Annotated in this window: 19 protein-coding genes; 11 read left to right on the top strand and 8 right to left on the bottom strand. The window is 40.8% G+C overall.

Annotation, left to right across the window (positions count from 1 at the left end; translation table 11 throughout):
* Window positions 1–75: 75 nt before the first annotated feature.
* The 5 genes from Q4575_RS07690 to fldB form a co-directional block, all read right to left on the bottom strand.
* Complete coding sequence (locus tag Q4575_RS07690; protein ID WP_303522096.1) at window positions 76–1,431, bottom strand: DUF1501 domain-containing protein; 1,356 nt, start codon at window positions 1,429–1,431, stop codon at window positions 76–78.
* 8 nt (window positions 1,432–1,439) lie between these two features.
* The gene (locus Q4575_RS07685) at window positions 1,440–3,116 is read right to left on the bottom strand and encodes a DUF1800 family protein (protein ID WP_303522094.1); all 1,677 of its coding nucleotides are present in this window, start codon (window positions 3,114–3,116) and stop codon (window positions 1,440–1,442) included.
* Window positions 3,117–3,300: 184 nt separating this feature from the next.
* Entirely contained in the window at window positions 3,301–3,582 is a 282-nt protein-coding gene (locus tag Q4575_RS07680) for a peptidylprolyl isomerase (protein ID WP_215963515.1), read from the bottom strand.
* Window positions 3,583–3,687: 105 nt separating this feature from the next.
* Entirely contained in the window at window positions 3,688–5,529 is a 1,842-nt protein-coding gene (locus Q4575_RS07675) for a DUF885 domain-containing protein (protein ID WP_303522092.1), read from the bottom strand.
* Between the two features lie 15 nt (window positions 5,530–5,544).
* Window positions 5,545–6,069 (bottom strand): flavodoxin FldB, encoded by a 525-nt coding sequence (gene fldB / locus Q4575_RS07670; RefSeq protein ID WP_215963514.1) that lies wholly within the window; start codon window positions 6,067–6,069, stop codon window positions 5,545–5,547.
* A gap of 80 nt (window positions 6,070–6,149) precedes the next feature.
* On the opposite strand from fldB, the gene xerD reads away from it, so the two are divergent.
* The 3 genes from xerD to recJ all read left to right on the top strand — a co-directional run bounded on the left by xerD (window position 6,150) and on the right by recJ (window position 9,636).
* A complete protein-coding gene (xerD, locus tag Q4575_RS07665) occupies window positions 6,150–7,052 on the top strand; it encodes a site-specific tyrosine recombinase XerD (RefSeq protein WP_303522089.1) in 903 nt (300 codons plus the stop codon).
* 64 nt (window positions 7,053–7,116) lie between these two features.
* Window positions 7,117–7,842: a bifunctional protein-disulfide isomerase/oxidoreductase DsbC gene (gene dsbC, locus Q4575_RS07660; RefSeq protein ID WP_303522086.1), complete on the top strand. Its 726-nt coding sequence runs from the start codon at window positions 7,117–7,119 to the stop codon at window positions 7,840–7,842.
* Window positions 7,843–7,902: 60 nt separating this feature from the next.
* Entirely contained in the window at window positions 7,903–9,636 is a 1,734-nt protein-coding gene (gene recJ, locus Q4575_RS07655; RefSeq protein ID WP_303522084.1) for a single-stranded-DNA-specific exonuclease RecJ, read from the top strand.
* 96 nt (window positions 9,637–9,732) lie between these two features.
* On the opposite strand, the gene Q4575_RS07650 is transcribed toward recJ, so the two are convergent.
* Together Q4575_RS07650 and Q4575_RS07645 are read right to left on the bottom strand one after the other, a co-directional pair.
* A complete protein-coding gene (locus Q4575_RS07650) occupies window positions 9,733–11,229 on the bottom strand; it encodes an Hsp70 family protein (RefSeq protein WP_215963511.1) in 1,497 nt (498 codons plus the stop codon).
* A 149-nt stretch (window positions 11,230–11,378) separates the two neighbouring features.
* Window positions 11,379–11,756 (bottom strand): VOC family protein, encoded by a 378-nt coding sequence (locus Q4575_RS07645; protein WP_215963510.1) that lies wholly within the window; start codon window positions 11,754–11,756, stop codon window positions 11,379–11,381.
* Window positions 11,757–11,840: 84 nt separating this feature from the next.
* Between Q4575_RS07645 and Q4575_RS07640 the strand changes: the two genes are divergently transcribed.
* The 4 genes from Q4575_RS07640 to Q4575_RS07625 all read left to right on the top strand — a co-directional run bounded on the left by Q4575_RS07640 (window position 11,841) and on the right by Q4575_RS07625 (window position 17,268).
* A complete protein-coding gene (locus Q4575_RS07640; RefSeq protein ID WP_303522080.1) occupies window positions 11,841–13,007 on the top strand; it encodes a lipopolysaccharide assembly protein LapB in 1,167 nt (388 codons plus the stop codon).
* A 197-nt stretch (window positions 13,008–13,204) separates the two neighbouring features.
* Entirely contained in the window at window positions 13,205–15,694 is a 2,490-nt protein-coding gene (locus tag Q4575_RS07635) for a M1 family metallopeptidase (RefSeq protein WP_303522078.1), read from the top strand.
* Between the two features lie 155 nt (window positions 15,695–15,849).
* Complete coding sequence (locus Q4575_RS07630; RefSeq protein ID WP_303522076.1) at window positions 15,850–16,371, top strand: DUF6702 family protein; 522 nt, start codon at window positions 15,850–15,852, stop codon at window positions 16,369–16,371.
* Window positions 16,372–16,452: 81 nt separating this feature from the next.
* Window positions 16,453–17,268 carry an ABC transporter substrate-binding protein gene (locus Q4575_RS07625; RefSeq protein WP_303522074.1) on the top strand — a complete coding sequence of 272 codons (816 nt, stop codon included), beginning with the start codon at window positions 16,453–16,455 and terminating at the stop codon, window positions 17,266–17,268.
* Window positions 17,269–17,358: 90 nt separating this feature from the next.
* Here Q4575_RS07625 and Q4575_RS07620 read toward each other — a convergent pair whose 3' ends face one another.
* A complete protein-coding gene (locus Q4575_RS07620) occupies window positions 17,359–17,745 on the bottom strand; it encodes a MerC domain-containing protein (RefSeq protein ID WP_215963505.1) in 387 nt (128 codons plus the stop codon).
* Window positions 17,746–18,123: 378 nt separating this feature from the next.
* Between Q4575_RS07620 and Q4575_RS07615 the strand changes: the two genes are divergently transcribed.
* The 4 genes from Q4575_RS07615 (at window position 18,124) to Q4575_RS07600 (ending at window position 24,536) form a co-directional block, all read left to right on the top strand.
* A complete protein-coding gene (locus Q4575_RS07615) occupies window positions 18,124–19,809 on the top strand; it encodes a DUF4856 domain-containing protein (RefSeq protein WP_303522072.1) in 1,686 nt (561 codons plus the stop codon).
* Between the two features lie 89 nt (window positions 19,810–19,898).
* Window positions 19,899–21,221: an imelysin family protein gene (locus Q4575_RS07610; RefSeq protein WP_303522069.1), complete on the top strand. Its 1,323-nt coding sequence runs from the start codon at window positions 19,899–19,901 to the stop codon at window positions 21,219–21,221.
* On the top strand, window positions 21,221–23,527 hold the full coding sequence (locus Q4575_RS07605; RefSeq protein WP_303522066.1) for a TonB-dependent receptor: 2,307 nt from the start codon (window positions 21,221–21,223) through the stop codon (window positions 23,525–23,527). The genes Q4575_RS07610 and Q4575_RS07605 overlap by 1 nt, the downstream gene beginning before the upstream one ends.
* A 46-nt stretch (window positions 23,528–23,573) precedes the next feature.
* Window positions 23,574–24,536, top strand: a complete 963-nt coding sequence (locus Q4575_RS07600) for a sterol desaturase family protein (RefSeq protein WP_303522064.1) — start codon at window positions 23,574–23,576, stop codon at window positions 24,534–24,536.
* Window positions 24,537–24,600: the final 64 nt, after the last annotated feature.

The raw sequence follows: 24,600 nt of genomic DNA, 5'->3' as shown, positions 1-24,600 counted from the left end.
GTTTTTTTATGTTCTCGATTCAGAATAAATCGAAATAGCCACCGATTAGACATAAAACGGCGTTGGGTAGAATCCTCACCCCATAAATCCGAGATCGGCCAAATCAAACCGGCTCAGATGTGGGAATACCATGGCAATTTCGGCATCTGATAATCCAAACCATTTAGCTAATGTTGCAGAATACTGCTCACTTGCGGTGGTGGGAATAATTCGACCATCGCCGTAATCGTCCTCGCTGTTTAATTCCAGTGATGGCATTTGGCCATAAAGTTGGCCGCCATTGACCGCTCCGCCCATAACCATTTGATGCCCGCCCCAACCGTGGTCAGTTCCGTCGCCATTGCTGGTTAAGGTCCGTCCAAATTCAGACATGGTAAATGTCGTTACGTTATCGTTAACCCCCAATTCAACAAGCGCTTTGTTTAGTGAATTTAAACCGTTAGATAATTGTGCTAAAAGTTCAGGGTGAGCGTCGTTTTGTCGGTCGTGGGTATCCCAACCTCCTAATCCTACAAAAAAGACCTGACGTTGCATCGACAAAGTTTCACGGGCGCTGATCATCTTAGTGACCATGTGCAGTTCGTCTTCAAATCGATTGTCGTTAAATGTCGACGTTAATCTTGGTATCGACTCTAATCCTTGGTTTATCACCAATGCGTTACTACGTGCGCGATTGACAATATCACGATAGGCTCCACCTATTTTATGTTTGTCCATGGCGATGAGTTGGTCGAATACCGCTATGCGTTTATCGTTCCAATTATGTCTTGGGTCTAAACCTCCAAACATATCTGCGCCATCAGCGGTAATGCCATAAGAAGGTTTAGTTTCTCCAGTTTGCAATACGTTATTGCCCGCAAGGGAAATGTTCAATGGGATTGGACTTGCTGGATTGACATCCGATAATAAGTCAGCGATACGTCCCGCCCAACCTGATAAACCGGTTAAGTTGTTGTCGGCCCGCTCCCATAACTTTTGTTGGTCGTTATGGGAAAATAATTGCGGTGGCAAAGATGCGGTTTTAGCTTTAATTTCAGACTTATTCACGCGCGCTTCAAGTGGCCCAACATTGTTGATCCAAGCGAGCTGCTGGTTATGAAATAAATCAGAAATGGGTGTCATATAGTCCGGAACACCCAAGCTATAGGGCAGTGACGAAGTTGTATTCAATGAAATAAGTGATTCTTGAGGTACAGCAAGGTTTTGTCTTACAACCGAATACCGACCATAATCTGATGACTCGGTTGGCACCAACATATTGTAAGAGTCGTTGCCACCATATAAAAACACACAGATTAACGCTTTGTAGTCATCAAAACGTTGCTGTTGAGCAAACGTATTGAGCAACTTCATTTGCCCTGCGGTTGCGCCAAACGTTGTTGCCCCCACCCCCGCGGCCAGCAATGATTTTAGTAATGCTCGACGATCCATGGAAACTCCTATCGTATGACCGAATATTGAGGTGAAGACATGATTAGAAAGATAATATTAGAGATCCTTTCATGGGTTGGAGCCCATTCAAGTTCACCATAATAATCCACCAGTAGATCAATGGCGTCGGTCGTTAATATGTCGCCGGTTAAAATTAGGTTTAGTTGCTCAATGATTTGCCTTGGATCACTTTCAGCTAATGGGACATATTCGGTAAGATCAATCCAAAGCTGTTGCCGTTTATCTTCTTCTATTTCACTAAAATCCCCACTGAATGCGTGCCACATACCAAGCCATGCGACAAAGTTCGACGTATGAGTTACTGCCGTTTCAGTTGCTATTTGTAGCTCTGGGGCTACTAAACCTGTAGCGTTTTTTAAGGACGGTGGGCTGTAATCTGGACGGTAAAAATTAAAAACTGACGCCGATGCTAATGGCGCTTGATTAAAATAATAGTCAGGCCATCCCATATCGATAATTTCATTGTCGGTTGTTAGATTAAACGCTCGCCATAAATGGGTAGCCTTTAAAATAGGTTCACGCATTTTACCGAAAGTATCTGGTGCACTAATATGCCCGTTGATCGCTTCCTCATCTAAAATAAGGGCTTTCACAACTGCTTTTAAGTCACCTCGTTCGCCAGCGCCATTGTCGATAAAAACATTCGCAATTCGCTCAACATACGCAGGTGTTGGATTGCTGGTAATAAATTTTTGGATCAGTTGTTTAGCAATAAACGGCGCAACATTTGGGTGATTAAACAGCGCATCTAGTGCAGCTTTTAAATCTTGTTCTGCGGTTTGATTAGCGGGTAACAAAACACCGCTAAATAACGCTTTTTCAGCAGTGTCATGAAAGGCCTGAACCGGCACCATAGTGCCGTAAAGATCTTGATTATCCCACCAGCGAAACCAAGTATCTTCCGTAGTGCCATTGTAATGCCAGCCAGTAAATACATGGGCAAAACCTTTTATTGTGGCCTGATCGTAGGTCGATATCGGAGCCCCATTTTCGTCAAGTTTGATGCTACCGTCATTTTCCAGCTCAACCAAACCAATCGTAAATAATTGCATTACTTCTCTGGCATAGTTTTCATCAGGACGAATATTGCGGGAAGTATCTGGTTTTTCATTACCTAACATGCTGAGATAAATGCCCATTGCTGGAGACAAACTAACGGCTTCTAATAGGTCTCGGTAATTACCAAAAGCATGGGTGACGAGCAGGTCATAATAATTAGCGACCGCTTTGGGGTCGTTGCCTAAAACATCGTTAAACTCTGAGATAACAAAAATCTCGCTAAGAACAAATGCCATACGCTGTCGTAACTGATCAGGGGCATAGATGGCTCGTTCAAACCAAGCTGCCATCCGGTACTTTCGCCAAAAATCTTCGCGGTCAGAAAACGGCTCTATTAAAGGAACATGCAAAGATGGCGTAAGGTCAAATTGTTCTTCTAACCAAGCTTTACGATTAATCTCAACTAAGTAGTTTATATCTTCGAGCGTGGCACCAAATGTGAGCTGGTTAAGCAGGCGAGACGCATTTGCCGCATTGATAGGAGATTCAGGCTCAGGGATGATCTTTACAACAGGTTCGGTGTTAGATTTACTTGAGTTATCGCCGCAACTGATAAGTAATAATATTATGCTTAACGGCATAATAAATTTTAATTTGGTCGTCATAAACAGCGCCATTACAGCAGACTCCTTCCAATATGGTTGCTGTAATTGAGACTAACGGTTCATCTCAGAATGTCAAATTTTAACCTTGATGCAAATTTGCTCAGGTTGCTCTAACGTCTAATGCCACTCTAAATTTACTTAGTGATATCAGCATGATGCCTTGGGTAAGTGACGGCTTATCGAATTATTTACTACGATAAACCGTTTTGATCAGATGAAAGCCAAACTTTGTTTTTACCGGTCCGTGCACTTCTAACAAAGACTTTTTAAAAACAACATCGTCAAACGCTTTAACCATATCGCCTTGACCAAATTCGCCAAGGTCACCGCCTTTTTTGCGCGACGGACAAATAGAATGCTTCTTTGCCATTTCTTGAAAATGAGCGCCGTTGTTTAATTGCTGTTTAATTTTTATCGCTTCTTCTTTGGTTTTCACCAAAATATGATAAGCCGATGCACGTGCCATTTATCTCTCTCTTAATTTTAAAACAATTTATTTTGCATACTTGTTTGATTTAAATGGGAGTTTGTCAGAAGAGCAATTCACTCTCCTGACATTTACCCATTTAAGCTATTTATGCGACGCTACGTAGTCGTCAAACATCAATTTACGAATAATTGGCACCGGTGCGCTACCATAACTTAAAAATTGATTGTGGAAATCAACAAGGCTAAATTTGTCGCCCGTCGCTTCTTTCAATTCTTCGCGCAATTGGTAAATTTCCGAATACCCGGTGAAATAACTTGTTAACTGCACCTGAGACAAGGTCGCTCTGCGCCATTTTCCCTGCGCTTCAGCCGGTTCTTGGAACGCTTGATTTACCATCATGTCCATTGCTTGCTTTTCGTCTATGCCTAGCACCTGAATGCTGTAATCAAGAATTGAGTTCATGATCACGCGTAAGTTCCATTTGTAGTACATCAACCAAAGCTCTGGTTCAAAGTCGCCGTACCCTTCTTCTAACATCATGCGTTCAGTATAGACTGCCCAACCTTCAACCATAGCGCCGTTACCAAAAATAGCTTTAACTAGGCTTTTCGACTTATTGCTATGAACCAACTGAGTGTAATGACCTGGGACAGCTTCGTGAATATTTAAGACTTGCAACAACCAGTGATTGTATTCACGTAAGTAGCTTTCCGCGCCTTCATCGTCCATGTTATCCAGTGGTGTTACGTTGTAATACGTATTTGCTTCAGCGTCATATGGCCCAGGTGCATTAATAGATGCTCCGGCAAAACCACGCTGATACTTAGGTGTTTCACGTACGACAAGCGGTTTGTCTTTGTCCATCGTAATTAGGTTATGTTCCATCACAAAAGCTTCTAGCTCTGGGATTTGCTCACGAATACTTGATACAAATTCATCACGTTTAACATGTTTGACTGAGATATGATCAATTAAGGTTTTGATCTTAATTAGGGAGTCAGAAGGTGCTGTTTTATTAGGGAAATATTTGGGCCAAAGCGTATCGGCAATTTTAGCCATTTCTTTGTGAACTCGAGATTTCTCAGACACCGCTTTATCAAACAATTGTTTGGCTGTGTAACCTGAGAAGATATCTAACTCAAACTTTTTGTCATAGAGTTTTTTGCCAATACGAAAGTCACGCGTTTTTGGGTCCGCTTTTAATTTCGGCAACAACTGCTCTAGATGCTGAATATAACCATTAATCGCCGTCGTTGTTTTTTGCAATGCTAAGTCAAAATCAGCTTTGTCCTGGGCACTGAGTTCCGACCCATGAACTTGGTCTTTAATCGCGCCTTCAAATAAGCCCAACGCCCCTTTATTTTGCTGAATAGCAAGCTCCGTATGGGTAACTGTTGGTGAGGTTAAGTTATTAATCGCCGCTTCATAATAGGCAGGAATATTTTCCATGCGCTTGATAATGGTTTTGAGTCGATCATTCAACGGTTTGTAATCGGTATTTAAGATCACGCCAAAACCACCGGCCACGTTATAATTAGATGGGTCCCAAGTATCAGCCTTTAACGACTCATACCACCAAATATAAGACTCTAATTGGTTTTTAAGAATGTAATAATCACTGGCGTAACGTGGCGACAATTTGTCCACATTAAATTGCTCAAGCGCTTTTAATTCAGCTCGGTACACGTTCAGCTCTTTGGCCATTTTCAGTTTGTTTGGCACCGGCAAGCTGTCATCGTATTTGTAATAACCGACATAAACTGCGTAGGTTGGATTTAATTGCCAGAAACGCTCTATAAAAGCTTCACTGTATTGTGCAAATGCCTTATCAAGTTGTTCAGTGCTGTCAGGTAACTGCGCGACTGCAGACTTCACTTCGCTTGCTGTACCGCCTAAACCAACGGCATTGCAGCCCACAAGGCCAACAGTCGCACACATCATTGCGACCTTGGTAAGATTTTTAACGTTAACTAAATTTATCATATCCCTTTATTCCTATTAGGCGAGTTCTGTCAGCAGTTGTTCACACCACTGGCTAATTCGTAATTCAGACTTATCGTATTGCCCTTCATCATCAAGAGCTAAACCAACAAAATGACTTTGGTCTTCAGTTAATGCTTTTGACGCAATAAAGTCATACTCATCAGAGTTTGGCCAATATCCAATGGGAGATGCGCCCTGGGCTACCACAACATCGTGTAACATACCGAGTGCATCTTGGAACCACTCAGCATAACCATCTTGGTCGCCAAGGCCAAACAGTGCAACCGTTTTATTATTAAGCTCAAGTGTCTCAATATCTTGCCACTTAGCTTCCCAATCTTCCTGTAACTCACCAAAATCCCACGTCGATATGCCTAATATAAGTAAGTCATATTCTGTGATGTGATCAAACCCGTTGTCTTTGATGTTGTACAAATCAACTAACTCGAAACCAAACAATTCGTTAAGTTTTAGTTGTATTTTTTCTGCGGCCATTTCGGTATAACAAGTTGTTGAGCCATAGAACAAGCCAATCTTCATTACGTTTCTCTTTAAAAAGGCTATGAAATTGCCGGCAAGTCTAGCAAAATGCCTTTAAACAAAGAAGTCGAATCATTATTGTGGATCATAAAAACCAACAGCTACCAGACGAAATCGATCTGTTTTTGCAACATCTTTGGTTAGAAAAAGGCCTAAGTGACAATACGTTGTCGGCTTACAAAACCGATCTGCTCAAATTTCATCAATTTATCGAGGCACAAAATACCGATTTATTGCAATGCGATGAATTAACTATTGAGTCTTATTTAGCACACCGAACCGACCTTGGCTTAAAACCACGTTCTACTGCCAGATCGCTAAGCGCAATTAAGCGATTTTTTCTATTTTTAGTTGCCACCAAAACCCGCGCAACTAACCCAACGGCGATGACGCAAGCGCCAAAGTTGGGTCAAACCTTACCAAGTGTTTTGTCCGAACAAGACGTCGAGTCCCTTCTTAACTGCCAACAACACGACATCGCTATTGAACTCAGAGACAAGGTCATGCTTGAATTACTTTATGCGACGGGCCTGCGCGTTACCGAATTAGTGTCATTAAAATTAGGTAATATTAGCTTGATGCAAAATGTGGTTCGAGTAATTGGTAAAGGTCAAAAAGAACGTTTAGTGCCTATGGGAGAAATAGCCGCCGAATGGCTTGCTGTCTATTTAAAAGAAGGCCGGCCAGAGTTGCTAACAACCCCCTCTGACGTGGTTTTCCCCTCCCGGCGCGGGCAACAAATGACCCGACAAACCTTTTGGCACCGAATTAAAGAGTATGCCATCCGAGCTGGGATCCGTGGTCATCTATCCCCCCATACTTTACGTCATGCATTCGCAACTCACCTGTTAAATCATGGCGCTGACCTTAGAGTTGTGCAAATGTTGCTAGGCCATAGTGATTTATCAACCACACAAATATATACTCATGTTGCAAAAGAAAGGTTAAAATCCTTACATCGTGACCATCACCCTCGCGGATAATTGTTCGGAAACTATTTTCGGATTATCCGGTCATATAGGTATTACCGGAATAACAGGAATTAAAATGAAGTTGTTAAAGTCTCTAATCGTCACCAGTGTTATTACTATAAGCTTGTTAGTTGCCAATACAGTTCAAGCAGCACCATCTAATGTCGATGCCAAAATTCAGGCAAAAATGTTGAAATTAGGTTTAGTTGCTTCAAAAATTGAAGATGCTCCCGTAAAAGGTTTAAAACAAATTTATACCAACCGCGGTGTATTCTATATGTCTGAAGATACCCAATTTTTTATTGCCGGACGATTATTTGATACCGACGACAACATGACGAATCTGACAGAAACCGCGCTAAGTTCATTGCGTATTGATGGCATGAAAGAATTTAAAGATTCGATGATCGTATTTCCAGCGAAAAACGAAAAAGCCCAAATCACAGTATTTACCGATACAACCTGTGGTTACTGTCGTAAGTTACACGCCCAAATCGACGATTATAATGATTTAGGTATTACCGTTAATTATTTAGCGTTTCCTCGAGGTGGACTGAACAGCCGTTCGTTTGAAGATATCAGTGCGGTTTGGTGTTCTAAAGACCAAAAGCAAGCCATGACTGACGCAAAGGCAGGTTCAAAAGTGGCTAAAGCGCTATGCAGCGCTCCTATCGCTGGTCACTATAATTTAGGCCAAGCAGCCGGTGTAACAGGCACTCCAGCCATTATGTTTGAAGATGGTACTATGATCCCTGGTTACAAGCCGCCTAGCGAATTAGCACAGATTTTAGAACTCAACTAATTACTAAAGTTACACAATTTTTTACCAGTCACGCCAAATAACGGCGTGACTTAGGATCCCATGTTAAATATCAAACGTCGTGACATAGACGCTCCGTCTGTCGGTCTCGAACAATTACACCCAGTCATTCAACGCATTTACCGCGGTCGCGGTATTACTGATATTGCCGATATCAAACGTAGTGCCGGTCAACTGCTACCCGTTTCGTCAATGAAAGGCATAGATGTCGCCTGCCAACTATTATTTGATGTACTAAAAAAGCAACAACGAATTACTATTGTTGGTGACTTCGACGCAGATGGTGCGACAAGTACTGCGTTGATGATGCTTGGTCTTGCCAAGCTTGGGTTCCAAAACGTTAAGTATAATGTCCCTAATCGATTTGATTACGGCTATGGTTTAAGTCCGCAATTGGCAACAGAGGTGGTCAATGATGGTACCGATGTAATCATCACGGTGGACAATGGTATTTCGTGTTTAGAAGGTATCGAAATCGCCAAGGCCGCTGGAGTTAAAGTGGTGGTTACCGACCACCACTTACCGGGTAAACAGCTTCCTAATGCCGATGCTATTGTTAATCCCAATCAACCAGATTGTGAGTTTGCCAGTAAAAATTTGGCCGGGGTTGGCGTCGCGTTTTATTTACTATTAGGTCTTCGCCATCATTTACGCCAACAGGATTGGTTTGCATCTCAGAATATCTCTGAGCCTAATATGGCAGAGTTTATCGACCTAGTAGCGTTAGGTACGGTTGCCGACGTAGTACCTCTTGATAGCAACAATCGTATTTTGGTTCATCAAGGACTCGCTCGAATTAAAAAAGGGGTATGTCGCCCTGGTATTAAAGCCCTGTTGCAAATTGCAAATAAAGAGCTGACGCAAGTTAAGTCCACAGATTTTGGTTTTGTTATTGGGCCAAGGCTTAATGCCGCGGGGCGCCTTGACGATATGGCTTATGGCATACGCTGTTTGTTAACCGAAAACTACGGCCAGGCATTAAAAATCGCCGAGGACTTAAACGGCTTGAATACTGAACGTAAAGAAATTGAGCAAGGCATGCGTATTGAGGCAGAAGCGGCTGTGAATACCCTGCAACTTAAAGACGGTGACTTGCCTAATGGTATTTGTGTCTTTGCACCAGATTGGCATCAAGGTGTGATAGGTATTGTCGCGGGGCGCGTAAAAGACAAGTATTACCGCCCGACCGTGGCCTTTGCATTAGGTGATGGTGAAGGTGAAAACCAACAAATTAAGGGTTCTGCGCGGTCGATTCAAGGCATACATATTCGTGATGTGTTAGACCAAGTCAATACTCAAAATCCGGGGTTAATTGGTAAGTTTGGGGGTCATGCTATGGCCGCTGGTCTAAGTTTACCCCTTAAAAACCTTGAAGCGTTCAAAATTGAATTTAATCGAATTTTAACCCAACATCTATCTGAAGAAGTGTTGACTCAGGTGACATTAACTGATGGCGAATTGCCAAGTGATTGTTTTACCACAGAGTTTAGTCAACAGCTTAACCTAGCAGGACCTTGGGGTCAGGGGTTTGCCGAGCCGACATTTGACGATACATTTGACGTAATTAGTCATCGAATTGTTGGTGCAAAACATCTAAAACTCGTTTTAACCAATGAGACCGGTATCGTCATCGATGCCATTCATTTTAATTGTGACTTAGGCGTTTGGCCTAACAACTCGATTCGACAAGTCCGTGTGGTGTATCAATTGGATATCAATGAGTTTAGAGGAAATCGAACCTTACAACTGATTGCCAGTGAAGTCGCGCCGCTTTAAATTGAAAAAAAAGAGTGAAGCTCGCAGCTCCTAACATAGACGTTATTACACATAAAAGCTGGCTAATACATACTTAGCCAGCCCAAAAACATTAAGTTAAAGTCGTGTTGCTTGAATGCTTAAGCCTTCAGAAATCGATTTAAACGCATCGGCTTCAACAACAGGCAAGTTTGGAAACATCGCTTTGATTTCAGCTTGTACTACCGGCGACAAACTCATGCCCCCTGTAATAAACAGTATTTCTGGCTGTTCAGGACTTTTCTTCAAACATTCTGTGATCAATGACTTTACACGCGCCATCCAACCAATCATCGAACGTTTTAAATCTGCTTCAGTTAATTCAACCTGGTATTGAGGATCGATATATTTAAGCGGCAAGACAATGTGTGGTTTTGCCGACAACATCTCTTTTGCTAATCGCGAAGAGTTAACTAAACGAGCCGACAACTTTTCTTCTTGCACCGTTAACAACTTCTCTAATTTCTCAGGTTCTTTGGCTACCGACATCGTTTGCGCGATTTCTAATCCCATCTCGTCAGAGAAAAAGCTGTTTAAACGAGGAATGTCGTCTACTGCAACCATGTCATTGTAATACAGAGGAGGTACTGGAATACCATTTGTGGTTTCAGAGCCTAACCCCATAGATGGAGCAATGGATTTTAAAATTAAGTTTTTATCACATTCCATCCCACCTAACCGAGTGCCGGTTACTGACAATACATCCTGCTGTCGGTCATATTGATGTTGCTGTTGCGTACCTAAACGAATTAAACAAATATCCGTTGTACCGCCACCGATATCCACCACCAGCGCGACTTTTTCTTCAGTTAATTGCTGTTCAATACGGTATGCCGCGGCAATAGGCTCTTCTAGGAAATCTATCTTTTTAAATCCGGCTAAGGTAGCCGCATCTCGCATAATGCTAATGGCTTGCTGGTTTCCATCTTCGCCACGAGTTCCGTGGTATTTTACCGGACGACCAACAACAGCCCCCTCTACCGTCTTGCCCAGTTGCGCTTCCGCCTTGCTTTTAAAAAAACCAAGTTGTTTGGCAATAAGACCAACAAAGGCATCTCGTTGACCTGACAGTAAACTTGCTCCTAAGAAATTTTTAGGTGAGTAAATCAAACGGCCTTTTTCAGGTGTTTTTAAATACTGTTTAAAGCCAGCTTCACCGAATAGAAATGTACCGGTTTCAACCATTTTATAAAGTGGCAAGTCATCTACTGATTGATGTTTTAATAACTCATTAATCGCGCGACGTTGTAACTTAGGGGTATTATGGAATTCACCACGAAGTTGGTCAATTTGAGTTAAATAGCGACGTTGCTCAGCAGGCGTTGTGGCTTCTTCATATTTGTCTTTGGCTTTATCAAGCTGCGCTGAAATACCACGTTTGATGTGCTGAACTTTTTCTTCAATCACCTCAACCGGAGGCATTGGTAAATCGTCTTCATAATAAATAAAAACTGAAGAACGAATTTTAAAAGGGGTTTTTGAGTCAGAATCAAGCTCAACAAATTGGTGGTGCTTGCCGTCAGATAATACAACTTCAGAGTTAGACGTGCCGTAATCAATCCCAATGGTAACCATGCTGATAATAGTCTCTTCGTGTTAGCGCAAAAAATTAGGAAGCGATTCTACTAAAACAAGGTGAAAAGACCATTAAAATTTCAAATTGATTGCGGCATTAATCAATATTTAAAAGCGAAAACCGATTTGCATAAATTGTTCGATTTGCTTTACATCGCTTGCCACAACTCAATTTTATTGCCTTCAGGGTCTGCAAACCAGCCAAACTTGCCATAATCGAACTCTTCAGGTTCACCAATTAAGGTGCCACCATTTTGTTTTACATTAGCCAATACGCCATATAAATCATCCACTAAGAAATTAATTAAAAACCCCTGCTGTTGCGATTTACCCGGTACATCAAAATAATCGGTTGTCGATTTAAATAATGAAAACGCGGTATACGCATTTTTAGGGATTTTGTCCGGCGCAAACGTCGCACCATATTCGCCTATTTCTATACCTAAAACCTCCTGATACCAACGATTCAGATTTTCTGTGTCATTTGCCTTAAAAAACACGCCACCTATCCCAACAACTTTTGCCATTTTGGTCATTCCCGACTAATACTTAATTATACGTTTGTTACAGCGTAGCTAACTGTTTCTCATTTGGAAACTAGGGAGTGATATATGAACCACATAAAGTACGCCATACTCATTTTTTCGTGTGTTTTAATGTATGGATGCGCAACACACACACCTATATTTAAAGCAAAAGCCCCTAAAAATATCTATTTAGATCATGAATTTGGAGCGGCACCGGCACTGGAAACTGAGCAGGAAATTTTCAAAATTACTGAACAGATGGAACGTTACGTCTACCTACGTCTCAAGCCAATTCGTGACATACCAGCAAGAACCAAAAGAATGATCCAAGATCTCTTTGACCCCAATCAACTAGATATTCGATACGTACACAATGCCGACTTAACTGCCTCAGAAGCCTTTGAACAGGGAGCCGCCAACTGTTTGTCACTTACAATTCTGTCTTATGTTTTAGCCCAAGAAGCAAGAATGGAAGCCAAGTTCATGGATGTCAAAGTGCAGGAAAACTGGACTTACAACAATGGTGTCCGCATGTTAAATGGCCATGTAAATTTGCATATCAAAGAGCCGATCATTCATTCTATCCTACTTAAAAATGAGTCAACTTATGTCGTCGACTTCTTACCAATGTTAAATGGTCCAAAAAGATCGTCTAAAAGGTTATATAAAAATGACATTATCGCCCTTTTTTACAATAACAAAGGTGCTAACGCTTTGGTTAATAACGAATTAAACAAAGCATACCATTACTTTAAACAAGCAACCATTTTGGCCCCCACAATCACAGAGTCCTGGGGTAATCTAGCGAGTTTGTACACACGTAAAGGCTTTATTGCTGAAACTGAAACCATATTGCAATACGCATCTAGTATCGATAAAAGCAATTTAAATCTGCAAGAGAGCCTAGCGTACCTTTATCAAAGTACGGGTCGTCAAGAACTTGCCAACGACTTGTTTGCCAAAATTCGAAAAGTACGAACTAAAAACCCTTACTATTTCGCAATGTTAGCTAAGACCTCATTTGACAAAGGGCATTATCGTGCCTCTATCAGTCATTTCAAAAAGGCGTTAAAGCTAAATAATCAAGAGCATCAGTTTTTATTTGGGCTGGCACAAAATTATTGGCAATTAGGTGAGCATAAACGTGCTAATTATTATTTAGAACGCGCGCGTTCATTAGCGGATGATTATCTCGATAAAGAAAAATACGAGAGTAAAATTTATGCGCTACAAAATATGAAAATGCGCTAGTTTTGAACTCTAGAGTCAAGGCGAGTTAAAGCTGTATAAAATATATACAACCTAGCTAGCCTTACTTTCCCTTCTGTTCATTTTCACGATGAACAACCTACCCAACACGTTAAGAGTCCTTTAATCCTCATTCCAGTTTGTTAAAATTTTGTACAAAATAAAGCCCCTGAAACCAAACTGAACCACCTAGAGGTAACATGACTAGTAGTAGCAGTAAATTGATCCACGTCCTTTGCATATCATTTGCATTAACAACGGCAATTATTACAAGCACAGATGCATTCGCATCTGCAGTTAAACAAACCAAAGGTGATTTCGAAGACAAATTCCGTCAATTAGACGAAATCTTACCGACCCCAAATGTTTATCGAGCAGCCACTGGCGAAGCCGGTGAAAAATATTGGCAACAACAAGTCAACTACGACATAAAAGTTAAACTTGATGAAGACAAACGCAGGTTAGACGCGAAACAAACGATTGAGTACCAAAACAACTCTCCGTATACCCTTCGCTATCTGTGGTTGCAACTTGAACAGAATAAATACAAAGCGGATTCAATTTCCGAAGCGGGGACGTCATTTGCTGGAATTGGCCGCAGAGGTCCAGCGACTTCAGCCGGCGATGCAAACACGCCAGCTAAATTGAGCCTAGGTGAATTGCGTCGTCAACAGTTTTTGACCGACCATGAATTAGGTTACGACGTATTGTCAGTTTCAGATAGTGATGGCAAACCGCTTAAGATGACGGTCGTCGGCACAAACTTACGTGTTGATCTTAAGCGTCCATTAAAACCGGGCAAATCAACAACAATCAAGATGAACTTTGGTTTTAACATTGTTGAAGAAGATGCTGTATCTGCTCGAGCGGGTTACGAACACTTCCCAGACGACGCTCGTAAAGGCGGCAATGACATATTTTTGCTAGCGCAGTGGTTTCCACGTTTACATGCATTTAGTGACTATGAAGGTTGGCACAACAAAGAGTTTATTGGCCGTGGCGAATTTACTCTAGAATTTGGCGACTACAACGTTGAAATCACAGTTCCAGCTGACCACATTGTATCAGCGACAGGCGAACTTGATAATCCAAAAGACGTGTTAACTAAAACTCAACGTAAACGTTTTGAGAAAGCGAAAAATGCTGAGCGTCCTGTATTTATTGTTACGGCAGAAGAAGCACTTGAAAACGAAAAAGAAGGTACATCAAAGTCTAAAACATGGCGCTTTGAAGCAGAAAACGTACGAGACTTTGCCTGGGCATCTTCACGTAAATTTATGTGGGATGCTAAAGGTTATCACCAAGGTGGCGATGACCAGCCATTAGTCATGGCGATGTCGTTTTACCCGAAAGAAGGTGGCGAACTTTGGGAGAAATATTCTACTGAAGCCGTTGTTCATACAATGGAAGTCTACTCAAAGTATTCATTCGATTATCCATACCCTACAGCGCAATCAGTAAATGGACCGGTTGGGGGCATGGAATACCCAATGATCACATTTAATGGTCCACGGACGACTTTGCAAAAAGATGGCAGTCGTACTTATACACAGGCAGAAAAACGCTTTCTAATTGGCGTCGTAATCCATGAAATCGGTCATATTTATTTCCCAATGACAGTTAACTCAGACGAACGCCAATGGACTTGGATGGATGAAGGTCTTAATAGCTTTTTAGATGCGATCGCTTGTCGTGAGTGGGATCCTACAATTCCATGGGGTGTTGAACCTCGTTATATCACTGATTACATGAAAGGCAATGTGCAAGTGCCAATCATGACGCAATCAGACAGTGTATTAAAACTAGGTCCAAATGCTTACTCAAAACCGGCGGCTGCACTTAATATTCTTCGTGAAGTTATCTTAGGCCGTGATCTTTTTGACTTTGCATTTAAAGAATACGCGCAACGTTGGAAGTTTAAACGCCCGACTCCATCTGACTTTTTTAGAACCATGGAAGAGGCTTCTGGTGTCGATTTAGATTGGTTTTGGCATGGTTGGTTCTATACAACTGACCACGTTGATATCGCAATTGAGAGCGTATACCAATTACGTTTAGACACTCAAAATCCAGATATTGATTACGCTCGTTTACGCGACATAGAAAATGACAAGCCAACACCATTGTTTGAAGTACGTAATCAACAAGAAGGTAAAACGACTTGGGTTGACGCCAACAAAGACGTGACCGATTTTTACGACGAAAACGACCGATTTACCGTGACAAATAAAGAACGCAACAAATATCAAAAATGGTTGAAGGAACTTAAACCTTGGGAAAAAGCGACTTTTGAACGCGCTGTAGCAGAAGATAAAAACTATTATGTTATCGACTTCTCTAACCTTGGTGGCTTAGTTATGCCTATCTTGCTTGAGTTGACGTTTGAAGATGGTTCAATTGAACAACAATATATTCCAGCCGAAATTTGGCGACGCACACCAAAAGCCGTTAAGAAGCTTATCGTGACGGATAAATCGAAGAAGCTGGCAAGTGTGCAAATTGATCCACATTGGGAAACGGCTGACGTTGATATAGCAAACAACCGTTACCCACAACAGTTTATCAAATCACGTGTTGAAGCTTACAAAAGCAAAAAGCGCGATGGCAAAGTGTATCGTGATATCATGCAAGACATAAAAACTGAACTTAAAACTGAGAAAAAATCTGACGACAATGCGTCTGACGAATAACCCCTTTGGTTTTAACTATCGTTAGTAATCTGTGTTTAAAGATGTGTTATTAACGATTGTTTTTAATTACAAATGCCCGATAATTATCGGGCATTTTTAGTTACATTGATTTTGATCATCTAACCCGTATTTTTTCTCTGACTTTTGGAACGTTCATGACATATCGCTGGTTTACATTAATCCCTTTTTTAATTGTATTACTCATGTCTAATTCTGCAGCGGCCCATAAACTGAAATCTGCTTTTAGTATTGTATTATTTAATGAACGGACTGGCTTTTTGGAAGTGATGCACCGCTATTCACTTCATGATGCAGAAGAAGCGGCTCAGGAATTATTTAAAGGTAAATCTGATATTATTGACGATCCAAAAACCCAACAGAAGTTTGCCGATTACATCATGTCTAACTTTCAGATTAGAGATGAAAACAAACAGCCAATTCCCCTGAACTTTGTCGGCTCTCAAAACGACGCAGGTTACTTTTGGATCTATCAAGATTATAAACTCACCAGACAATACAAATGGATTGAAATAAAACAATTGGCACTCACTGAGTTGTGGCGAGAACAGATGAATGCGGTAAATGTCGAAAATTCTGGACAAACTAGCACGGTTACTTTCTCTGCCGGCGACAACTGGCAACGAGTCATAACTCAGGTTAACAGTAAGTTAAATTAACACTATTATTTACGCGCCAATCTAATGGCGTATTTCCATTTCCTTTTCTATATTTAAAACATAGTGGCTTGGGGAAATGTTATGAAACTCATCCTTTTTTTTGCGACGCTTACGCTTTGGGCATCAAGCTCTGTTGCCGTGCAACGAGTCCGTATCATTACCGTTGAAGAAGCCCCTGCGAACTATTTAAATTCGTCTGGTCAAGCCGATGGCTATGTCACAGATATCATCAACGCTATGCAATTGAACATACAATCGCAATCTAATCTACTGACTGAAAACCAACACGCTGTTGCCATTGAATTTGTACCTGAAGCCCGCAGTTTAAGTATTCTGCAAAGTGACAAAAACGTCGTAATGTTCAGTATTTCAAAAACAAAATCTCGCCAGAACCAATATTTATGGATCGGGAAAGTCATGAAAAAGGCTTGGCAGGTATATAGCTTGCCCGACACTCAAATAGAAATTTCAGACATCAATTCACTTCGACAACTAGATGCTATTGGTGTTGTCAGAGGGGATATAAGAGAAGAGTGGTTGATTGAAAAAGGCTTTAGTAACTTACAGTCTGTCACGCACCATGCGCAAAATTTGCAAATGTTATTGCGCGGCCGAGTTCCCGTTATTATTCACGAACCTCTAGGCATATTGTCCAACCTGCAGGCGATTGACCAGGGCATTGAAATAGTTAAGCCAACCTACCTGCTTAATACCTCATCTGTTTATATCGTCATGTCTGCGTCATCGGATCCGGAAATTTTCAACCAATGGCGTAACGCTTATTTATCGATAAAACAAGATGGCACATTAAAAGAGATAAGTTTGAAATGGCAAAGTAAAATTTATGCCGAACTAAGTGTATTACCGGAAATAAAGGACGACGTATTAGTTTTTTAATTAAAGCTTAAAAAACGTGATATCTAGGTCAATGTTGTACGAAATAAAACTTTTACTTAGTGCGTTTTCACTTCATGCACTAAACATTTTTTATTGGGCTAATTGTGCCATTGATATTGAAGTACGTTTCAAACTTTGACGGTTAAGTAAATGAGAAGATATTACTAAAATACTACCTACAACCGTAAACCAAGTTTCAACATGCTCACCAATAGTGACACCAAAAATCAAGGTTAAGATCCCAACCACACCAACCATAGCCGGTTGCGGGTTTTTATGAGTACGGTAAGCTCTAGGAATACTCACAGCTAAGATAACAATTACAGGTAATAGCAGAACAGTATGTAGCCAGGTTTCATGCATTTCTTCAGCAACAAAATTTAGACCTAAACTAACGCCACCAGATAACAAGATCACAGGCAAAATGCAGTGTAATACACACAAAAAAGATAACCATGCACCAGCGATGTCTCTCATTTCACTAAACCTTATTATTTAACAGGATTGATATAATATAACATTACATTTTTTTGAGCCAGATTTATTTTATTTTTATTTAGGTTTGCATCAAATTAAATTCTTTCGTTAGTCGGAACTAAATGGATGTTACAGCTAAACTGTGCCTGCCGTTTTACATTTGCCGTTATTACAATTTCTCATGACATCAAAACTCCACTTTTTAAACTTAATTAACAATCCCCCTCCGCAAAAGCAGAAGAAAATAACAATTTAGTTTCAACATATAAAAAAATAAATGCCCCAATCTAGATAATGAGATTGATTCTCATTAAGTTTTTGATTAACCTGTTCGGATTGATAACGATTCTCATTACGATAAAATTGGAAGCAACTCAGATGTTGAAAAAATCTTTAGTAACACTCGCTATTTTGGCTAATACCTTGGCGATTACTGCATGTTCATCAGACGATGATAAAAACTCAGCACCTACCGGTATAAATTTAGCAACAAGTTCAGTTGACGAAAACGAAGTTGGCGCACGCATAGGCCAGTTAACGGCGGTTGATTCTGATTCTAACGACACGCATACCTTCACCCTTGATGACGCCCGTTTTGAAATTTCTGGCGATCAGTTGTCACTTGCCTCTGACATCGCATTAAATTACGAAGTTGAAAGTACAGTAACGGTTAATGTCACAACAACAGACAGCGAAGGAAACTCGTTTTCAAGTGACCTCACTATTGATGTGAACGATGTTTTAGACAGATATGACTTTGGTGAACGAGTTTCTTATACCGGCCAAGTAGCTCGTCAGCTATTGATCCTTGAACTTAATAATTACATCGACAGCCAGCTAACAACTGACCTAAATAACAATGTATTAACCACACGTGACGAAGTTATTGCTAAATTGATGTCGTTTTACAAAATGACTTCGGACGAATATGTATTGGAAACAAGCCAAAACCCACTCACCGTTGCGACGACGCCAGGTGCCGTTCAAACTATTTTAGCCGACGTTTCTTCTTCTTTAAAAGATTTAAGCGGTAAAATTGCGGGTAATGACGCAACTGGTCAGCATAAAGATTGGAGTACAGAATTTGTTGCATTTGGCGACAAAGGAACCCGTACGCCAGAACAAGAAATTATTCGCCTGTTTAATCTAATTGCAGACAATGCAGAAGAAGAATTTTTCAATGGCAATGCTCGTACAGACGCCTTTGGCGATACCATTACAAAAGTTTATTTAAGTGACGATGGCTTAGACTACAAACAGCTTATCCAAAAAATATTGCTTGGTGCAGTTAACTTTTCACAAGGTACTGATGATTACTTAGACAATAACATTGATGGTAAAGGTTTGTTGTCAACTCACGTTGTTGAAGCTGGTAGCAGTTACAGTGCTTTAGAGCATCAGTTTGACGAAGGGTTTGGCTACTTTGGTGCGGCACGTGACTATTTGGAATATTCAGATGACGAAATTTCCATAAAAGGTGGTCGTGACGATTATCAAGGCATGCACGATACAAATGGTGATGACGAGATTGATTTCAATTCTGAGTATATTTTTGGCCATGCGGCTAATGCTGCAAAACGTGACCGTGGTACTGTGACTAATGCAGCGCCAACCGACTTTACCTCAGATGCTATGAACGCCTTCCTAATAGGCAGAAAACTTCTTGCTGATACCGCCGGTACTGAACTAACTGATCAACAAATGGCTGATTTAATTGCCCAACGTGACATTGCCGTTGCAGCATGGGAAAAAGCCATCGCAGCAACAGTAGTGCATTACATAAACGATACACTTGGCGATTATGCGGCATTTGCAACAGACTCATTTTCTTATAGTGATTTGGCTAAGCACTGGTCAGAACTAAAAGGTTTTGCAATCAGTTTGCAGTTCAGTCCGTTCTCGCCATTAACACCAACGCAGCATGAACAAGTTAATCAACTTATTGGCGATGCTCCTGAATTAGTCAGTGACAATGTAGACAGCTACAAAGCCGATTTGTTGCAAGCTCAAGGCATACTCGCAACAGCTTATGCTTTTGATGCGGAAAACGTTACAAACTGGTAGTTTTTTAAGTTTTATCAGTAAAAGCGATAGGCTGGCCAATGTGTCAGCCTTTTGTATTTTAAATTTGACAACAAAAGGTACAAGGTTAGATGAATTTTTCACGACATTTTTTGTCAGTTCCTCACATTAAATCAATCACGCTCAGTCTTACTTTATTGGTTTCAGCAGCATGCAGTGATTCGTTAACGAGCGAACAGGGAGCGGACTTTAAAGATGGACAAAGCGCCCCAGAAGTGGAAACAGAGTTTGACCAACTGGCATTAATAAATGGACTTACGACAAAAGTATTTTTACCTTCCATAGAACAATTTAAACAAGATACAACAACCTTAACTTCAGATATTAACGACTACTGTAGCTCGGTTGATGCATCAAATTCTGCCTCAGCACAGGCAGTTGAAGAATTAGCTATCGCCCAGAATAGTTGGCGCAACACTATGGATACTTGGCAAAAAATTGAAGTTATGCAAGTAGGCCCTCTCATTGAAAATGATTACAATTTAAGAAATGTTATATATTCATGGCCGCTAGTCAATTATTGCGCGGTAGATCAAGATGTTGGTCACAATGAAGTTGGCCAATTTAACGGCGAAGATTATGATATAAGTCGTCGTACAAGCAATCGTAAAGGCTTAACAACTATTGAGTATTTGTTATTTAACGACTCTTTAGCTCATGCATGTTCAAAGGACAGTTTGGCACCCACAGGTTGGAATGAACGTCCAGCAGAAGAACGAATTAAAGCACGTTGTGAGTTTGCAACGGCAGTCGCTAATGACCTTAACCAAAATGCAACATTACTGCATACAAACTGGACTGACGAAACGAACGGTTTTCAATCACAATTGTTAAGCGCCGGTCAATCTGATAGCAGTTTTGCCTCACCACATAAAGCAATAAACGCACTTACTGACGCTATGTTTTATATCGACAGCATAACCAAAGACAGCAAACTCGGTGCTCCCATTGGATTGGCTGATAATAGTTGTGGAAATATGGCATGTGTTGCTGATGTCGAGTCAAATATTGCGGATTATGGTTTAGCCAACATTCGTAATAATTTAGTGGCGTTTAGGATGTTATTTGTCGGTGGCAGTGATGCACCTGAAGATATCGGTTTTGATGACTTTCTACGCGAAGTAGATGGTGACGAGTTAGCTACAACTATGACAAACGACATAGACGCAGCAATAACGTTAATCGAACAGTTTAATGAAGCGGCTGACACTCAGGTCTCTGACCAACCCCCTACAGCGATAAATGGCAATATGAATGATGCTGTGACAACTAACCCAGAAAAAATTCAAGCCATTTATGTTGCGGTCAAAAAAGTCACAGATAATCTTAAATCCTTGTTTATTACTTATCTCGCATTAGAACTGCCAATTACATCTGCCGGAGACGCTGACTAATGACGACCCGTATTTTAAATACCCTGATTATTAGCGCGGCAATAGTCGGGCACACTCCAGCCATAGCAAACCAAGACATCACAACTGATGACGTTAACAATACAAAGGTTAAGCAGCAAATAATTGCCGATGAAGTTAAGAAGCAGCAGTCAAAAATGGCGACTGAACATATGCAAATATTGGGGCGCACCGACAAGCTAAGAACTGAAGCAGGTTCAGCGACCTTGATTGATGAACTGGCACTCGACAAAATGGAATACGACGATATACATCGTATTTTAGCGCAAGTGCCTGGGGTTAATATTCGTCAAGAAGACGGTTACGGTTTACGCCCTAACATAGGTTTTCGTGGCGTGACGCCTGAGCGCAGTAAAAAGATCAATATTCTTGAAGACGGTATATTGATTGGCCCTGCGCCCTACTCCGCACCAGCAGCCTATTATTTTCCAAGCGTAAATCTAATGACATCGGTCGAAGTATTTAAAGGGCCTGCGGCAATTAAGTATGGCCCTAACACGGTTGCTGGCACATTAAATATGACGACACGGGTTATCCCAGAGTCATCTGAAGGTGCCATTGATTTAAGCTACGGCTCAAATGCGTATTCGAAAATCCATGCCCATTGGGGCAACTCAATCAACTTAGGTCCAGGTCAATTAGGGTTTATGTTAGAGGGTCTTTCGCTGTCTGCAGACGGTTTTAAAGATATCGATTTTGCTGAAAAAAGCTTATATGACGAAGATAGTGGTTTTAACAAAAACGACGTTTTAGCAAAATTAAATTACCTAGTCTCCGGCACGTTGTTTGGTGAAGACGTTGATCATTATATCGAACTCAAACTAAGTCAGTCGGATGAAGACAGTAACGAAACTTACATGGGCTTAACGGATGGTGACTTTGCCTCTACGCCTTATCGTCGTTACGCAGTAAGTCAGGTTGGCAATATGGTTTGGGAACATAATCAGTCAATGTTGACCTATTCAATCTCAAACCAATCTATAATGTGGGTTAATCGCCTTTATAACAATACGTTTACCCGAGCTTGGCAAAAAGTAAATGGGTTTAATCACACCACAACGCTGCAAAACATTATTGCTAATCCAGCGGAATACGAAGACTTTTATCAAATACTGACCGGTGAACGCGATTCGATTGCCGTCAGCGAACAGCTCATTGTCGGCACCAACGACCGCAGTTATTATTCCCGGGGCTGGCAGTCTGATCTTTCGTATTCAACGGCAATTTTTGACATAGAACACGTTATTAAAACGGGCGTACGTGTTCATCAAGACCGCATTGACCGCGATCACTTTGAACAAAATTTTAAGATGACTCAAGGTATTATGACGCCTATAGATGATACGACCGAATTTACAACTGTCGATTATGAAAAAAGCAATGCGGTTTCTGTCTACTTTGAAGATACGTTAAAGTTAAATGACCTAGAACTAACAGCCGGTGTTCGCGGTGAAATGGTTGACAGTCGATATCAAAACCGGCAAGTCGACGCCACCGAAGACTGGTTAGAAAAGTCTTCAACCACTTGGTTATATAGTTTATCTGGGTTTTACACCTTAAATAACAACACAGGCATTTTTGCCGGAGTACATCAAGGTTATGTACCAACAAGTCCAAAGCAAGCGGCTAGCATCGAGCCAGAAAAGAGTGTCAATTATGAATTAGGTGGTCGCTATCAAAAAGGGGAAACAAAATTTGAAGCTGTATTGTTTTATAATGACTTCGAAAACTTGAAAGAAAGCTGCTCCTTTTCGATAAGTGCGTCTTGCACAAACACAGCCCTTCTTGACCAAGAATATAATGGCGGTGAAGTTGAAGTGTCTGGTTTAGAGCTCAGTTCGGGTAGTCGAGTAATAATTACCGACACTATAGATTTACCTTGGTCTGTGACATACACCTATACCGATTCTGCGTTTAAATCCGATTTTAATTCGACATTTGAAATGTGGGGCGACATCGAAAAAGGTGATCCGGTCCCTTACTTACCAAACAATCAATTTGCCCTTAATGTCGGTTTAGAGACAACAACATGGCAGCTTAGTGCAATTATAAAATACACGAGTGACATGCCAGAGGCGGCTGGTGACAATGTTTCATTGTCAGGACTATCAACCGATGCAAGTACAGTAGTGGACATAAATGCCAATTACTCATTGCCTGGTGGGCACACACTTTATCTTAAAATAGACAATATATTAGACAACGTCGCTTTAGTATCACGTCGACCATTTGGCGCACGACCAAGCAAACCCCAACAATTTTTTGTTGGTTATAAATACCAGTTTTAATTGATAAGATGACAAACTTAAGTTACTTCAACTTTGATTTTAAACTATGACCTTTTATGACGGGCTCGCTTTATTAAACGACAACCTGCTAGCGCACGTAACTAGCCCCAATAAACGTTTGTTTTGGGGCTATATTATTGCCACTTTGGCGATTGTTTTTGTCGTCAGTAGCCGTCATAAAAAAAACACGAGCTTTTTAAAATATGTCTTAGACAAACGTATTTGGCTTCACCGCTCTGCAGTACATGATTATGTCATTTTTATAATTAACATTGTCATTAAAACTCTTATTATCACACCATTTTTGTTTGCTGTTGCACCAATTGCAATATGGGTCTCGTTTGGCCTGGAGAATATTTTTGGTGAACTCTCTGCTGTAGTCACTAATAAAACAGGTGTGGCGGTGCTATTTACCGTTATGCTCTTTTTAATGGACGACCTTACTCGATTTTTACTTCACTTAGCTTTACATAAGATCCCCGTTTTATGGGCATTTCATAAGGTACACCATAGTGCGCAGGTTTTAACACCGGTAACGGTTTATCGAATTCATCCGGTGGAAAGTGCACTTTATGCCATACGACTGCTGTTAGTTAATGGTCTTGTTTTAGGCTTGGGATTTTATTTGTTTAGCTACCAATTGCGGGTTATCGACATTTTGGGAGCCAATATGTTTATTTTTGCATTTAATGTTTTGGGGGCTAATTTGCGTCATTCACATGTTTGGTTTAGTTGGCCAAAAACAATAGAAAAATGGTTTATCTCCCCTGCTCAACATCAAGTTCACCATAGTCGCGCTTTCATCCACCGAGACAAAAACTTTGGTACCACATTGGCAATTTGGGACCGTATGACACACTCATTAGTCTGCAGTCATGAATGTTCAAAACCAATAATATTTGGGGTAAGAGATAAAAAAATAAACCAATCGGTCGTAACTTTATACTTCAAGCCTATTGGTGATTTTGCCACGGTTTTGGTTAATATATTTAAACGCCCTACCAAATAATTTGTCTCGCTTAAATAAGTAAATAGCTTCTAAGCTTTGTGCCACCTTCATTTCGAGTCACCAA

Source organism: Psychrosphaera sp. 1_MG-2023, from assembly GCF_030548245.1.
GTDB classification, from domain to species: Bacteria; Pseudomonadota; Gammaproteobacteria; order Enterobacterales; family Alteromonadaceae; genus Psychrosphaera; species Psychrosphaera algicola.
Note: the sequence above shows the minus strand (reverse complement) of the source record. Positions and strands in the feature narration are given on the sequence as shown.

What these genes read in the sequence shown, in the direction of transcription:
- Q4575_RS07620 (WP_215963505.1), bottom strand. Translation starts at nt 17,745, where the DNA reads ATGAGAGACATCGCTGGTGCATGGTTATCTTTTTTGTGTGTATTACAC.
- recJ (WP_303522084.1), top strand. Translation starts at nt 7,903, where the DNA reads ATGTTAAATATCAAACGTCGTGACATAGACGCTCCGTCTGTCGGTCTC.
- Q4575_RS07650 (WP_215963511.1), bottom strand. Translation starts at nt 11,229, where the DNA reads ATGGTTACCATTGGGATTGATTACGGCACGTCTAACTCTGAAGTTGTA.
- Q4575_RS07640 (WP_303522080.1), top strand. Translation starts at nt 11,841, where the DNA reads ATGAACCACATAAAGTACGCCATACTCATTTTTTCGTGTGTTTTAATG.
- Q4575_RS07690 (WP_303522096.1), bottom strand. Translation starts at nt 1,431, where the DNA reads ATGGATCGTCGAGCATTACTAAAATCATTGCTGGCCGCGGGGGTGGGG.
- Q4575_RS07630 (WP_303522076.1), top strand. Translation starts at nt 15,850, where the DNA reads ATGACATATCGCTGGTTTACATTAATCCCTTTTTTAATTGTATTACTC.
- Q4575_RS07610 (WP_303522069.1), top strand. Translation starts at nt 19,899, where the DNA reads ATGAATTTTTCACGACATTTTTTGTCAGTTCCTCACATTAAATCAATC.
- Q4575_RS07615 (WP_303522072.1), top strand. Translation starts at nt 18,124, where the DNA reads ATGTTGAAAAAATCTTTAGTAACACTCGCTATTTTGGCTAATACCTTG.
- Q4575_RS07675 (WP_303522092.1), bottom strand. Translation starts at nt 5,529, where the DNA reads ATGATAAATTTAGTTAACGTTAAAAATCTTACCAAGGTCGCAATGATG.
- Q4575_RS07600 (WP_303522064.1), top strand. Translation starts at nt 23,574, where the DNA reads ATGACCTTTTATGACGGGCTCGCTTTATTAAACGACAACCTGCTAGCG.
- fldB (WP_215963514.1), bottom strand. Translation starts at nt 6,069, where the DNA reads ATGAAGATTGGCTTGTTCTATGGCTCAACAACTTGTTATACCGAAATG.
- Q4575_RS07635 (WP_303522078.1), top strand. Translation starts at nt 13,205, where the DNA reads ATGACTAGTAGTAGCAGTAAATTGATCCACGTCCTTTGCATATCATTT.
- Q4575_RS07605 (WP_303522066.1), top strand. Translation starts at nt 21,221, where the DNA reads ATGACGACCCGTATTTTAAATACCCTGATTATTAGCGCGGCAATAGTC.
- Q4575_RS07680 (WP_215963515.1), bottom strand. Translation starts at nt 3,582, where the DNA reads ATGGCACGTGCATCGGCTTATCATATTTTGGTGAAAACCAAAGAAGAA.
- Q4575_RS07625 (WP_303522074.1), top strand. Translation starts at nt 16,453, where the DNA reads ATGAAACTCATCCTTTTTTTTGCGACGCTTACGCTTTGGGCATCAAGC.
- Q4575_RS07685 (WP_303522094.1), bottom strand. Translation starts at nt 3,116, where the DNA reads ATGACGACCAAATTAAAATTTATTATGCCGTTAAGCATAATATTATTA.
- Q4575_RS07645 (WP_215963510.1), bottom strand. Translation starts at nt 11,756, where the DNA reads ATGGCAAAAGTTGTTGGGATAGGTGGCGTGTTTTTTAAGGCAAATGAC.
- dsbC (WP_303522086.1), top strand. Translation starts at nt 7,117, where the DNA reads ATGAAGTTGTTAAAGTCTCTAATCGTCACCAGTGTTATTACTATAAGC.